Origin of the sequence: Holdemania massiliensis (assembly GCF_022440805.1) — a bacterium.
GTDB classification, from domain to species: Bacteria; Bacillota_I; Bacilli_A; order Erysipelotrichales; family Erysipelotrichaceae; genus Holdemania; species Holdemania massiliensis_A.
Genome location: NZ_JAKNTK010000001.1, coordinates 46,398 through 60,038, shown reverse-complemented (window position 1 = coordinate 60,038; position 13,641 = coordinate 46,398). Strand labels below are relative to the sequence as shown.

The window sequence follows — 13,641 nt, the reverse complement described above, 5'->3', positions numbered from 1 at the left end:
TGTAATGATATTTTTCACTATAAGTTAATAGATGAGGCATAATTCTATTATTTCCAAAAGTAACTAGTTTTTTCATAAATACCTCAGAAAGATTTTATTTAAATCTTATTTTCACAATGATTTTTAATACCCTTTAAATAAAATTGATTCGCAAAACTGTTCTTTTGCCCCGCTAGCCAGTTGAAGTTTTCTAAAATCCAGTTGATTTAACTTCTGATAGATATAATCTTTTTCCTCCAGTTGAAGGATTGATATACAGTATTGTTTTAACGACTCTTCTAGGAATATTAGTCCTGTTTTTTCATCAAATTGATATTCACTAATACCCCAAATTTCAAAAGTGTCATCTAATATATGAACTATTTCCTCTGTTCTTAAATCAAATAAGACAAAATACATTTTATTTCTTTTTAATTCTCCTGTTCCACTTGGATAATTTTCATTTTTCTTCGCCCTTTGTACTGAACCTACCCATGTAGGATCTTTGCATATTAAACCACTCTCTTCTCCAGATCTTTCTTCTGTTTCTATTCTTTCATAGGCTTCCGATATTAACCTTTTCTTTTCAGCCGAATATGAAATAACTTCACTTTCATCTAGTTCTCGAATTACACGTGTCCAATAATAATTCCCTGACAGTGATACTTGTCCTTCACAAACAATGAGTTTTTCTCCCTCTAATACCACAGTTCGCTGATTCCTTTGATCCTCAATTTTAACTCCACCAGAGGGTGTACGGGACTGAAGAAACTGCCGATCAAATCCATATCTCTTCCATGCCATATATTTTTTTTTCATCTTCACTCATTCCTGGAATGATCTGGATAGAGTCTGATCGAATTTGATAATACTCATTTGTGTCGGTACCAAGATAGGTTACTTCTAAAACATCCTCCTCTTTGCCCTCACGTAAATAAAGCCATTTATAATGGAAAAATTTATTCTCTGCTTCCATTATTACTTCTTTTGTTTTACAATCCATGATTTGTATTTTATTAGTTGTAGCCATAACCATGCCGCTTGAAAAGCGAGAAAGTTTCCAAACTCTGTTGCACGCTAATTTACCCAAATATTCGTAATTTAAACCATCCTTTAGCTTACTCATCTCAATAAGGTAGGCATCTGCTAGTTGGTTACTTTTAGTTTTAAAACTTCTGCATATCGCATAGTCTAAATCAGCAGTAAAATCGATAGTTTTTACCCATTGCAATTGTCTTGATTCAATGATTACTTTTTCCAGCTCTAAAGAATAGACTATAAAGCGTGTGTTACAATTTAAAAACAAATAACGATATTTTTCATTATAGCCTATCAAGTGAGTTGTATAAATTTTGCTTCCAAACTGTTTTATTCTATACATAATTGAACATCCTCACTCCCTACCGGATTATCTTTATATTTAATTATACCATGTCCATCTTTTCCTGTTAAAGATAGACTGCTGAATCTCTCTGCGGTTCATCCTTATAGAGTAATTAACCCAATAATCTTGACATTCTTTATCGTTTATTTGAATTTCAGAAAGAGACTTCACTGTCATCTGCGAGATTTGCAAAAGAAAAACACGGTATCCTCAAAGAGTACCGTGCAAATTTACTTTAGAATACGATTCCGTTTCTTCCAGGCAGTGAATCAATTCCAGAATACGATTCAGATCCTGTGTCCCAGAATACTGGATGACAATCTGTTTCTTGTCCACTTTAACTCGGGTCTGCAGCTTATTCTGCATGACTTCCTCAACATATAACAAATTCGGGTCTTCCTGCTTTTTGGTCGCTTTCGGTTTTGGTTTTTCTTGACGTTCCTTAACCAATCTTTCTACTTCGCGGACAGACAAGCCTTCCTCAGCAATCTTCATTGCCAGATCATAGGCTTCCCCCTCATCTTCAATCGTTACTAACGGACGAACATGCCCCATCGACAGTTTATTCTCTGTAACCAGCTGCTGTACCGACTTCGGCAGTTTCAGCAAGCGCAGCGTATTCGTAATGTGTTCACGCGACTTGCCGACGCGCTGAGCCAGTTTTTCCTGTGTGTAGTCCAGACGTTCGATTAAACGCTGATAAGCCTGTGCTTCTTCAATCGCGTTGAGATCCTCACGCTGAATGTTCTCCAGCAGTGAGATTTCCATCATCTGTTCTTCAGTGAACTCCATGACAATGGCTGGAATCGTTTTTAACCCAGCCTGCTTGCTTGCCCGAACTCGACGCTCACCTGCGATCAGTTCGTAACCCTTGACGGATTTACGCAGCAGAACCGGTGTAAATACACCATGTTCCTTGATCGACTGCGCCAGTTCACCAATTTTCGCGTCATCGAAAATCTTACGCGGCTGATAAGGATTCGGGCGAATCTCTGACAGCTTGATTTCGCTTTGCCGGGTTTCATCTCCCTGCTGAATTTCTTCGATGACGTTGCTTAAATCCTCTCCGAAAATGGCTCCCAACCCTTTACCCAGCCGGGCTTCATCCTTTTTCATTGGCTTTTGCCTCCTTTGCGTTATAAGAAATCACTTCCTTAGCTAACGATGCGTAGGCCTTGGCTCCTTCCGACTTGACATCATATTCAAAAATCGTGGCGCCGCGGGAAGGCGCTTCTGACAGCTTGACGTTGCGGGGAATGTAGGTCTTATATACCCGCTCCTTGAAATACCGCCGGACTTCCTGCTGCACCTCGACGCTCAGCTTCGTCCGCGCATCAAACATCGTCAATAATACACCTTCAATCATCAATTTATTGTTGAAAAGCCGCTGAACCAGACGAATCGTGGACAACAGCTGTGTCAGCCCTTCCAATGCGTAGTATTCACATTGCACCGGAATGATCACCGAATCGGCCGCAGTCAGTGCATTTGTATTTAATAATCCCAATGAAGGCGGACAGTCGATAATGATGTAATCGTAATCCTCTTTCACCGCGACCAGCTTGTTTTTCAACAGCTTTTCACGGCCATATTTATATTCCACCATTTCCAGATCCGCGCCTGCCAGATCAATCGTAGCCGGCAAAATATCCAGCGGCGGAATCTTCATCGTTTTTACAGCGTCTTTAACTTCAACATCATTCATAATGACATCGTAAATACTTTTCACAAAGCTCTGACGGGTTGCCCCGACGCCCTGTGTCGCATTTCCCTGCGGATCAAAATCGACCAGTAATATTTTCTTGCCGAGATACGCCAGTCCGGCGGAAAGATTAATGCTCGTCGTCGTTTTTCCGACGCCGCCTTTCTGATTGGCTATGGCAATGATTTTTCCCATTTCTTCACATCCTTTTATCTTGGAAATTTAATGATAATCCGAACGTCCTTGTCCGTTTCCGCTTCCTCGGTTTCAATAGCGATTCCAGTTCGGCGAACCATCTCCACAGCCTGGTAGATGGTGTTCACTGCAATTTTAATATTTCGGGCAAAGCCTTTGAAAACAGGTTTCTTGGCTTCCGGCTTCGCCTGCGGGGCTTCTTTCAGACTGGTGATCAGCTGTTCTGCCTGGCGAACATTCATGCCCTTCTTTACAATTTTTTCATAGACTTCCTGCTGTTTCTCCGGTTCCACCGAAAGCAGTGCCCGCGCATGGCGCTCGGTGATCTTACGGGAAGAAATGCCTTCCTGGATTTCATCCGGCAGATTCAATAATCGAACCTTGTTGGCAATCGTTGACTGAGATTTTCCCATTTTGGAAGCCAGCTCTTCCTGCGTCATGCCCGCGGAGCGCATAATCTGAATATATGCCTTGGCTTCCTCGATCGAAGTCAGGTTTTCCCGCTGAATGTTCTCGACTAAGGCCAGCTCAGCCAGCTTCTGCTCATCTGCACTCATGACATTGCACGGCACTTCGCTGTATCCCGCTAAAATACAGGCTTTATACCGGCGCTCTCCCGCAATGATTTCGTAACCTTCCTCATCCTCACGCACGGTAATCGGCTGGATCAATCCATTTTCACGAATGGACTGTGCCAGTTCCATCAAAGCTTCTTCGTTAAATTCCAGCCGCGGCTGGTGGCGGTTGGGATGAATCTGTTCAATCGATATTTCCCGGACTTCTCTCATAAAAACACTCCTTTACAACGGATTCTTCTTGATTTTCGCATAGGCACGCGGATACTGCGGCGGCGTGGCTTTCACCTTCCGATAGGTCAGATTGACCCGTGTGGAACCATCCTGCAGATGGACTTCCTCGGCCTTTTCCAATTCCGCTCCCAGAATTTTCGTCGCTTTTTCTGCCTGGATCTGTTCCTCAAATCCAGCCGCCCCCTTCATTGCGATAAATTTTCCGTTCTTTTTTACCAAAGGCAAACACAGCTCTGACAACACACGCAGATTGGCAACTGCCCGCGCAGTGACCAAATCAAACGCCTCACGGTGTTCTCTGGCATAATCTTCAGCACGTACATTCAGACATTCAACCTGATCGAGCTGAAGCTGCTGACATACTTCCTTGAGAAAAACAACCCGCTTATTCAGCGGTTCCAAAATTGTGATCTTCAGTTGAGGATTCATAATTTTTAACGGCAGGGAAGGAAATCCGGCCCCGGCGCCGACATCGCACAGATGAGCCCCATCCAGCGTCATACCGGCAAAAGGCACTAAGGAATCATAGAAATGCTTTTCCAGCACTTCCTCCCATTCCGTGATCGCAGTAAGATTCATTTTTTCATTCCACTCTTGAAGCAGCTGTGCATAGCGTACAAATTGTTCCTGTTGTTTTGCGGAACAATCGATTTCTTTCTGGCGACAGGCTTCAACAAATTCTTCCCATTTCATACTGCATCCTCCGCATGGGTTATTATAGCAAAATTCTCATCTGTTCTAAAGCACTTCTTCCCAGGAAATTGATGTTTCATTGTTTTTCATCATCTTGTTTTCGCTTTCTTTTGAAACACAAGTCACGTTTTTACATCTGCTTTTTGCAGTCTTTGATAATTCTTTTACCCTGTATTCAATTTTATGCTCGTCTTGGCCCAGCGCTTCTTCACTTTTTCTGATTTGTTTCCTGTACATCTATGCTATACTTTTGATAAAGAATGAGGTATGGCTATGACAGACTGCAAACCAATCCGATTGCTTGCCAGCGACCTGGACGGTACGTTGTATGACGATCTTCAGCATCCAGGCCAAATTTCAGCAATGAATCAAGCCGCTATCCGCCGCTGGACCGAAGCGGGCAACCGTTTTTTAATCGCTACCGGAAGACGGGCCTGCACAAAACAGGAAATCTTCAAAAACTATCAGATTGACTGCGATATCCTTGCCTGCAATGGCGCGAAAGTTATTGTGGATAAAGAAGTGTTGTGGAATCGTGAAATCATGCCGCCGGAGCTCAGCGAGCTTTGCGATCTGTGCGAACCGTTTCGCGATGAATTGGATTTCGTCCTGGATATCGATATTGAGGAGCGCATCACTTTTCAAGCGAACAGTTTGATTCAGCAGCGTTTTCCTGACGATCTCTATCTTCAGCAGGTTCGTGACTATCTGGCTTCCGATCAGACTGATTATCCAAACAAAATCTTCATGGTACTCAAAGATCCGGCACGTCAGGCCTTTTTCCTAGATTATTTTAGCCAGCATTTTAAAGGTCGGCTGGCCGTAACCAGCAGTGGTCTGGATCTTGTTGAAATGAGCTGCGAAGGCTGCAGTAAAGGCCGGGCGCTTTTGACAATCCTTGATCGCTTAGGTTTGGATACAGATCAGGTCGTAGCCATTGGCGATGAACAAAATGATTTGGATATGCTGCTAAGTATTCCCTATGGTTTTGCGATGAGTTCAGCTCGGCCGGCGATCAAGGAACAGGTTCCTTATACGATGGACTCCGTTTCCGATTTGATTGATGCCTGCCTGGCTTATAATGCCGCTTGTTTTTCAAAATCTAGTTTGGATAAAATGAACTTCCCTGCGGCGTATCGTCATCGCTGAACCGCATCCGTTTATCTAATCATCCTAGCTAGGGCTTGGGAATTCTTCAGGATTCTCTCAAACATTGTTTTCCGTTTTTTAAAGGATTAAAAAAGAAAGGATATATCGCTCCATGACTGAAACTTTCCTCATGGATTGATATCAAAGGTCTACCCATGAAAAAGAAAACACACCGATTTGCTTTTCTGGCTTTAGCACTGCTGCTTGCGGGCTGTCAATCCACTCCTGCTCCCACAAAGACTTTAGCTGTCGCACCGCATTCTGTATCTGCCGATACGGAAAAGCTGCTTCAGCTGATGCCGCAGGGTTCCTCCACTTATTTCTTTGATCTGCATATCGATGATTCAGTAGATGGAATTTCTGTGCAAAACTGGATCTTGGATGAAAATCATCAGTGGCAGGATAATGGCGGCAACGGCATGAACGGGATTCTCGATCACACCGATAAACTCTTGATGATTCAGCTTTTGCCGGATCAGTCCAGCTTCTCCTGGTCCTGCGACGGCGTTTCCTCAACAACAGCGATTGGAAATGACAGCCAGGAAGACGCTTATTTTAAATCTGAATGGGGAATGCGCGGCCAAGATCGGTTAGAAGAGAAAATCGAAGTTGCCCTCAATCAGCCGATTCCCCTGCTTTTAATTCTGGAAAAAGATGCGGGTGCTGAAGGCAGAACCTCCATGTCGATCAACGATCTGGCGCTTGCGCTGGATCATCCAGAACAGGTGGATGCAGATCGGGCAGTATTGATCACGGTCACATTCAAATAAAGGCATTATTTTATCTTTAATTTATAGTTTTTTATTTCTGCCATACAGGCAGATCAAATTCGTATTTTCTTTTAATTAAAGGCATTTCTATTAAGTATCGATAAATCAGTTCTATTTTTGTTCGAAATCAGTCCTTTAATTTATACAATAAAGCTCAGCTTTCGCTGAGTTTTATTTTGACGTAGTATAAGTTCGCTGCTGACGATACTCTGCTTTAGGCAAATAAGCTTTAATTTGGTGAAGCAGCTCAACTGCTGCATCGCGCTGACAATCATCAGGGAAGGTAATCGTGATTAAAGTAAGCTGATCTCCGCAGACAACTTGGGCAATTAATGCCGCAGGTTCATTGGCCTCCCGCTTTTTCCATCCATAGCGGCATTGACCTTCTCCCGCTTCAAATTGATGAAGCTCACAGACCTCTTCAAAGCTCTTTTCAAAATAGACGGCCTTTCCCTCTTTACAGGAATAACCGCCGACCTGCCAGACGGGACAATGCGGATCACTATCATCTGTCCAAAGATTAAGTCCGCCGTTCTCTAATTTTTCATATTCATATTTGTATTTCCCAGGCAATGTCAGTTTTACATTCCCAAAATCTTGGGTAATCTGATCCCGGCGATATCCGATCAGCGTATCGTATTTTAATTTAGGCACGCCTGTTAGATCCAGCGGATCACGGCCATCCAGCTGACAGAGTTTATAATAAGCCTCGATTGGAAAAGGAAGCGACCTGTCCATCATCAGCGCTTGTTCCAAATGCGAGAAAATAAAACTGTTAGTCTGTCGGTCAAGTTCGCTGCGGGAAGATGGGACAAAATAACATTGTTCCCACAGTTCATTCAATGCACAGTTTCGATAATACAGGGCGTCCTTGAGCGGATTTTTCCAAATGAAGAAATCCTCTGCGAAAGCTTCAACAGCTTCATCCTCCAACATCTCGGCCAGCTGCCGCATCGAAAAACGTCCCATATGCGTAATAACCGTGCCGGGAATTTCTCTCGGCATATAATTATTTAAATCCCAGCACAGACACAAACTCGTGTATTCCTCTTCTTCCAGCTGATGAACAGGAATCTCTGTCAACATTTCCAGCCAGGCATAAAAGTGATCCTCCAGCATTTTCTTATAATCGTGATAAACCATATATTCAGCTTCATCTTCAAACACAAGTTCCAGATCAAGCCGATCCGCCAGTGTTTCAACAAAATCCGCTGCTGCTTTATGCAGCCCTGGGCCTGCAGGGGTCGTTATGCACTCCCCTTCCATTTTCCATTGAAGTCCGTCTTCCTGCTCAAACTGAATTTCCATTATCCCAAGCGGACAAAACATAACGCTGATTCCCTGTTCGTCGGGAAAGGCCTGAAAATTTCTCTGTTCCGCTAATTCCTGGATTTCTTCTTTTGCTTCATTCAGATCCTGGATATGAGTCTCAAATGCTAATCGGATACTCATGACCGGCACCTCCTTTTTCTCATTATAGCATATTCCTAACGCCCTACAGTCTGCCAAAACAAAAGAGAACCGCAGTCTTCTCCCTCCGTATCCCGTTGAAGACGTTCGATTCTCTCTTCTTTATTTTCTTCAATTACGCATTTTTTCTGATAACAAAAGCATAGGCGCAGCCTGCTTTCAGATCCAGTTGCGAATAAATCTGATTCATTTCCATAAAATCCTCTGTTGGAATGTAGATCACATCTTCCCATGTCAGCTGCGGATTGTGACAAACCAGGAAATCCTCAACTGCGATACGATGATCATGAACTCCGACAATGGTAATGTAACAGGATGTTTCATCAAGCGCATTCCATCCCGCTAACAGATCTTTCTTCGGCAGCGGTTCCTTGTATAGAAACAACAAATATTCTGAACCGTCACGTCCGCCATAATAAAAGGAATGTCCGATAAAAACATTGTTGGTTTCATCTTTGTAGAGCAATACGATCCGTTCAAATTCATCCAAACTCGTCTTAATCCGAAATGTTTCAATCATGATGATCACCTCTCATGTTCAGTATAGATAGCCTTCCCCAAAAGCTCAACAATAAGTTTCCGAGTTTACTAAACCTGAACAAGAACAGTATTTTTGTGTTCTATTTCGATATCAACGCTACCCCTTTTCCACAGGTGCTGATAAAATGAAGGAAAGTCCAATCCTTTCAGGCAGGTGAAGATCATGACGAAAAGAAAAATAGGAATTCTTGCATTACTTGTTCTCTGCCTATTTTTCTTAGTGTATCGCAGCATACACATAAAGCGCGTTCAACTTTCCTCCTCTCAACATCCCTGTACCTGGTTAAGCGTGGATGAAAAACCGCTGCTGTTCCTGAATCTTAACCGACAGTTTGTCTTTGACAGTGAATATAAAATTTTAAACTCTCAGTTGCAAGTGAAGTCTTATCTTCCAGGATTAGCAATTTTTTCTGAGCCGATCAGTCAGATTTCTGATTATTGGGTCAACCTTGATGATCATGGATTTTCGTATTATTTTAGTGTGCTGGAGCAGCAGCGTGACATCGTTCCTAGCTGCCAGTTCGCGTTCGTGTCCGATGAACTTGAAAAAGAATTAATCCGACAAAATAACAATGTCCGCTGGTTTCAACAAAATGAACTGGCTAACAATCCATCCTCAAAGATTCAATTCTATCATATCTGGACATTACAGACAGACACTTTGGAAATCGCAGTCCGTTGTCCTGATTTTATGCTTGAGCATGTTTTGCCTGCTGTGGAAGCTATGTTTAATCGCTTAGTAAAATAATGTTAGATTTTTATATAAATTAACGTATTAATTTTGGATTATACTCTTGAATAAAAAATGCGCAAGTGCTGAGCACGGCAACGCGGTTTTCGTCTTGAATGGAATTTAATTGGGTATTGAGTATCTCTGCCTGTGAGGGAGGCATATCATCCTCTGGATCACCAACGACAAACCATGCCTTGCTTATATTTTGCCTGATAACAATATTGCACTCTTCTTTTGTTGCGGCAAATTTACGATAATCATGATTTCGGTTTTCCTTGTTTACACGCGCCTTATACGTTCCTGCACTTAGTTCATTCAGTGTCGCATAGTAAGTGTTAAAGTTCAGATCCGGAATGGAAGTCATGTGATAAAAGGCTTCAACCATTGGGTAATTGATATAAAGCTTTCCCACATCAGACGATTCCACAAAGTACTTCGCCATGTGACGGATCTTCTCTGGGGCAAATCCAAAATCATGCGGATCAAGATCAAAAATCAAAAGAATATCAGAATAGGATTCGTCAAACAATGTCTTTTTCACTAGATCAGGTTCACGCGATTTGAGCAGCTGAAGCAAGTCCATATCATCAGGATCGTTGTCCTCAAACATCTCTTTATACAACGTGTAGATATTCGTACAGTAAGAAACAATCTCATATTTGAAATCAATCTGGTAAATAGAGAACAAGCGTTCCATTAAAGCAACGTCTGTCTTTGCTCCTTCCACTAACACCAGAATTTTTCGCCTCTTTTCAGCCATTAAATTCACCACTCATATAGAGTTTCTCCAGATTGTGACCTTCACGAAGCTCCCGATCCGTAGCATTGGCAAAGGATGTAAGTCCATCCCTAGTCAGAATGAAGTAGCAGTCTGGACGCATAATGCGATTAGAAAGCAGGTTTGTATTGTGGGAAGTGAGCACAACCTGAAAATCCGGCTGTTGCTCTAAAAGTTGAACCAGTGTTTCAGCCAGTTCATAATGATAAAAAGCATCAAATTCATCAATAAACATCAAGGAGACATCTGTAGCAGTCTTGTTCCAATAAAAAAATGTGTAAAGGGCTTTTGTGCCGCTGGACGCCGCCTTAAAAAACGGCAATGGTTTATTCGTATCAAAATATAAACGTTTTATTCCGTCAGTATCCTTTTTAGCGATCAAATTTTCCTGAAGTCCCGCTTTGTGCAGAAAAGACTCCAGCTCTTTCACCCGATTCCCTTCAAAGATAAAATCAAAATAATCTTTGCTATTTGACTTATAACCAATGTAGCAATTCTCATCCAAACTGCGGAACCAGAGCATATGAGATACAAATCCCTGCATCTGATAAAGCGGATGATTCTCTGCAAGAGCCGTATTGGCAATGACATATTTCAGAATAGAATCCGTACCACGAAAGGAGAGATTCAACGTCGTGGTCAAGGCCTCAAGGCCAGCCAAATCGCCGCGCATATCTTCGTAATCGTAAGTGAAAATCCGCTTGTTATCAATGGCAACGGATTCGTAAACAAGCGTCTGCTTGTCATTCTTACGGTATCGATAATCCACCTCACCGCTGTCAAATGTAAAAACATAATGAAACTCAGCGTAACCAGCCTTGTTGTTGACATTCAAATAATAATCATACAAGCCCGGCGTCACATTGTTTGTTGTAAGGTGAGAAACAATATCAAAAAGAGCCAGACCCAAATTGGACTTACCAACAGAGTTTTTACCATAAATGATCAACTTGCTGAGCAAACCCTTGGCAACACAAGAATTGTTGAATTTGTAATCACGGATGTCAGAAAAATCCAACTGAATGGTATTTTCAAAGTTTTTAAAACCTGTGACCTCGAACAGCTTTAACATTGTGTTCACCTTCCTTCACTAGTATTATACTCATGTTGAAGAATCGAATCAACAATTCCCGTAATTTAATTACGGATCTTCTGTAATTAAATTACAGCACCACAAAACTGAGGACATACTATCAGAAAACTGAATTATTTAACAATATTTCGGAAGAGTTCTTCCTATTCAATGACTCAAAAGACAGTGAACGTTAGATTTCACTAAAACGCTAAGGAAATCTGATTGTTTTTTCTTGTTAAATAATAAAGCTTGTCCCAAAAGCTCAACTTCGATTTTTTAGTTTTAACAAATTAAATATAGCTCTGTCTTCTCTGCCTTCAACCTATTTGTAATTCTATTCCTCCATACCATGATTCATTTTTAAACAAAGTTTATGGATAAACTGCTTGAAATCCTTGGAGGCTGCTAAATCCATGACCGCCTGCGATTCGCTGAAAATCTCCACAAGCTGATCAAAAATTTCAGAAAACAATCGTCGGGATTTTTCGCTAATTCCTAGCAAGGCTACAATATAAACTGTTTTTGAATCCCACTTCATACCTGCTTCGTTGATGGCAATAAAAATAAAATTATGCTGAATATCCTTGGAAAGGGTGTGAGGAATCGCTACTAAATTATAAGCAGTACTCGACATCTTTTCGCGGGCCATTACCTCGGTATAAAAATGACTGGAACCATAACCAAGGTGTTCTAAATCTTTGCACATTCGTTTCAATAGTTCAGCTTTTGGCATTTTGGGAACTTCATTATAAAATAATCGTGCATCAAAGAATTCCATCAGCTGACTTTTTAACAACTCTCCCTGTTTCTGCTTAATCATTTTATCCAGCCGATCACTTAGCGCTGTCATATCTCCTGCAGTTAAAAAAGGATGCAAAACCAAGGCATCAGGAACTCCTGGCAATTCAGTCATCGAAAGTGTTAATTCTGCAGGATGTCGGCTGGGATCAAAATCATTAATTGATACCGCAGATTGAATGATCAGCTGATCATCAAACTGACTGCGTATTTTATTGATAATCTGGATATATTGAGCATAATAGTCAGCATAGACAAAACAGCAGCTGACTTTCATTTTGCCTTTTCCATTGCTTTCAAAGTAAGAACCAATGTGCAAAGCAATATAAGCAATTTCATGTTCATTGATTTCAAGCTGAGCGGTCTTGCTTAAATACTGCGCAATACTGACTGAAATGTCATAGATCAGCGGATAGGAGAGTTTGATTTCATCTGTCAGCGGATTATTAATCTGATAGTGATGTTCCGCACGGAAAAACAAGTTTTGAATATGAATCGCAAACTTGGCAATGAAGTCCTCAGAAAAGGGTTCTAAGCAATAATGATCCTCAACCTGTTTTACTGCCTTCTGTGCTTGTTCAATATAACGCTGCTCAATGAAATTCTGAATGTTTTGGGCATTGATTTTTTCATGATCAATCTGTGTCGTATTGTTGGTAATAACCAATGTCAGATGATGCAGCTCCGCGGCATTGAGCTCTTTATTAAACTCCCGAAACAGATAGACAGCAATCGCTGCTGCCGCCTGATATCCCGGCTGCGTTTCAACCTTTTTTAAATCAACATGCTCTTGCAATGGATGTCCACTGCGGACACGATCAATCATAATGATAAGATGCAAGGTTATCACATTTAAAGCATAATCATTGGTAAAGATGCCACATTCATCAAAAATATTACGAATTGCTGATCGGAATCCCCAGATTTGATAATGAAATGTCAGCAAGTCAATTTCCTCGTTAAAGACAAAATGATTACCTATTGCTTGACTGATCAGCTGACTCATTAATTTGCGCTTATCTGTTTCTTCTCCGTATATCCGCACTGTATTTTGGGAACGAACCAGATCCAAAGAAATCACTTTCAGCTTCTCTTTAAGCAGCCTCAGATCATTTTCAATCGTTGTCATGCTGACATAAAGTGTATCCGCTACATCATAAATAAGAAGTTCTTCATTGATCAGCAATTCCTGAAGCAAATAATTCTGACGGGCTGAAGGTGTATCTATCCGCTGACGTTTTGTTAGCTGATAGTTTCGATAAGCTTTTTGACAAAGCTGATACCCCTTATCGCTGGAAAGAATGACTGGAACAGACAAGCTGTCATTGACTGCCGCAACATATTTGCGGATTTGACGCGTGGATACGCCCAATAAACCAGCCAAAGTTGCTGCTGAAACCCAACTATCTGATTTGCTTTTCAGTAATTCCAACATCTGGGATGACCGTGATTCCTTCATTGTCGCTTTCCCACCTTCCTCTGCCTTTAAGTATAAATAAAACCGTTCAATAAATAAAACAAAAGTAGTTCCTAATCCCAGGAACTTAAGCTATTTGTAATCTTTTA

General features: G+C 41.4%; 15 protein-coding genes. 3 read left to right on the top strand and 12 right to left on the bottom strand.

What is annotated here, in order from left to right; genetic code table 11:
- Positions 1–123: 123 nt before the first annotated feature.
- The 7 genes from MCG46_RS00300 to MCG46_RS00270 form a co-directional block, all read right to left on the bottom strand.
- Complete coding sequence (locus tag MCG46_RS00300) at positions 124–798, bottom strand: hypothetical protein (RefSeq protein WP_240276452.1); 675 nt, start codon at positions 796–798, stop codon at positions 124–126.
- Positions 758–1,360, bottom strand: coding sequence for a hypothetical protein (locus MCG46_RS00295; protein WP_240276450.1), 603 nt, complete (start codon positions 1,358–1,360; stop codon positions 758–760). Before MCG46_RS00295 ends, MCG46_RS00300 begins: the two co-directional genes overlap by 41 nt.
- Positions 1,361–1,573: 213 nt before the next feature.
- On the bottom strand, positions 1,574–2,479 hold the full coding sequence (locus MCG46_RS00290) for a ParB/RepB/Spo0J family partition protein (RefSeq protein ID WP_240276433.1): 906 nt from the start codon (positions 2,477–2,479) through the stop codon (positions 1,574–1,576).
- A complete protein-coding gene (locus MCG46_RS00285) occupies positions 2,466–3,260 on the bottom strand; it encodes a ParA family protein (protein WP_154239255.1) in 795 nt (264 codons plus the stop codon). Before MCG46_RS00285 ends, MCG46_RS00290 begins: the two co-directional genes overlap by 14 nt.
- 14 nt (positions 3,261–3,274) lie before the next feature.
- Entirely contained in the window at positions 3,275–4,048 is a 774-nt protein-coding gene (gene noc, locus MCG46_RS00280) for a nucleoid occlusion protein (RefSeq protein ID WP_154239257.1), read from the bottom strand.
- Positions 4,049–4,060: 12 nt separating this feature from the next.
- A complete protein-coding gene (gene rsmG, locus MCG46_RS00275; protein WP_240276431.1) occupies positions 4,061–4,762 on the bottom strand; it encodes a 16S rRNA (guanine(527)-N(7))-methyltransferase RsmG in 702 nt (233 codons plus the stop codon).
- 45 nt (positions 4,763–4,807) lie between these two features.
- On the bottom strand, positions 4,808–4,999 hold the full coding sequence (locus tag MCG46_RS00270; RefSeq protein WP_240276421.1) for a hypothetical protein: 192 nt from the start codon (positions 4,997–4,999) through the stop codon (positions 4,808–4,810).
- A 36-nt stretch (positions 5,000–5,035) separates the two neighbouring features.
- On the opposite strand from MCG46_RS00270, the gene MCG46_RS00265 reads away from it, so the two are divergent.
- Together MCG46_RS00265 and MCG46_RS00260 are read left to right on the top strand one after the other, a co-directional pair.
- Entirely contained in the window at positions 5,036–5,911 is an 876-nt protein-coding gene (locus MCG46_RS00265) for a Cof-type HAD-IIB family hydrolase (RefSeq protein WP_240276419.1), read from the top strand.
- A 155-nt stretch (positions 5,912–6,066) separates the two neighbouring features.
- Positions 6,067–6,681 carry a hypothetical protein gene (locus tag MCG46_RS00260; protein WP_240276417.1) on the top strand — a complete coding sequence of 205 codons (615 nt, stop codon included), beginning with the start codon at positions 6,067–6,069 and terminating at the stop codon, positions 6,679–6,681.
- A gap of 171 nt (positions 6,682–6,852) precedes the next feature.
- On the opposite strand, the gene MCG46_RS00255 is transcribed toward MCG46_RS00260, so the two are convergent.
- Together MCG46_RS00255 and MCG46_RS00250 are read right to left on the bottom strand one after the other, a co-directional pair.
- On the bottom strand, positions 6,853–8,133 hold the full coding sequence (locus tag MCG46_RS00255) for a hypothetical protein (protein ID WP_240276415.1): 1,281 nt from the start codon (positions 8,131–8,133) through the stop codon (positions 6,853–6,855).
- Between the two features lie 133 nt (positions 8,134–8,266).
- Complete coding sequence (locus tag MCG46_RS00250) at positions 8,267–8,671, bottom strand: hypothetical protein (protein ID WP_240276413.1); 405 nt, start codon at positions 8,669–8,671, stop codon at positions 8,267–8,269.
- Between the two features lie 183 nt (positions 8,672–8,854).
- Between MCG46_RS00250 and MCG46_RS00245 the strand changes: the two genes are divergently transcribed.
- Positions 8,855–9,439: a hypothetical protein gene (locus MCG46_RS00245; protein WP_240276411.1), complete on the top strand. Its 585-nt coding sequence runs from the start codon at positions 8,855–8,857 to the stop codon at positions 9,437–9,439.
- 19 nt (positions 9,440–9,458) lie between these two features.
- On the opposite strand, the gene MCG46_RS00240 is transcribed toward MCG46_RS00245, so the two are convergent.
- The 3 genes from MCG46_RS00240 to MCG46_RS00230 form a co-directional block, all read right to left on the bottom strand.
- The gene (locus tag MCG46_RS00240; protein WP_240276409.1) at positions 9,459–10,184 is read right to left on the bottom strand and encodes a hypothetical protein; all 726 of its coding nucleotides are present in this window, start codon (positions 10,182–10,184) and stop codon (positions 9,459–9,461) included.
- Positions 10,177–11,274, bottom strand: a complete 1,098-nt coding sequence (locus MCG46_RS00235; protein WP_240276407.1) for an ATP-binding protein — start codon at positions 11,272–11,274, stop codon at positions 10,177–10,179. The genes MCG46_RS00240 and MCG46_RS00235 overlap by 8 nt, the downstream gene beginning before the upstream one ends.
- A 337-nt stretch (positions 11,275–11,611) precedes the next feature.
- Positions 11,612–13,534: a BglG family transcription antiterminator gene (locus tag MCG46_RS00230; RefSeq protein WP_240276405.1), complete on the bottom strand. Its 1,923-nt coding sequence runs from the start codon at positions 13,532–13,534 to the stop codon at positions 11,612–11,614.
- Positions 13,535–13,641 lie beyond the last annotated feature (107 nt).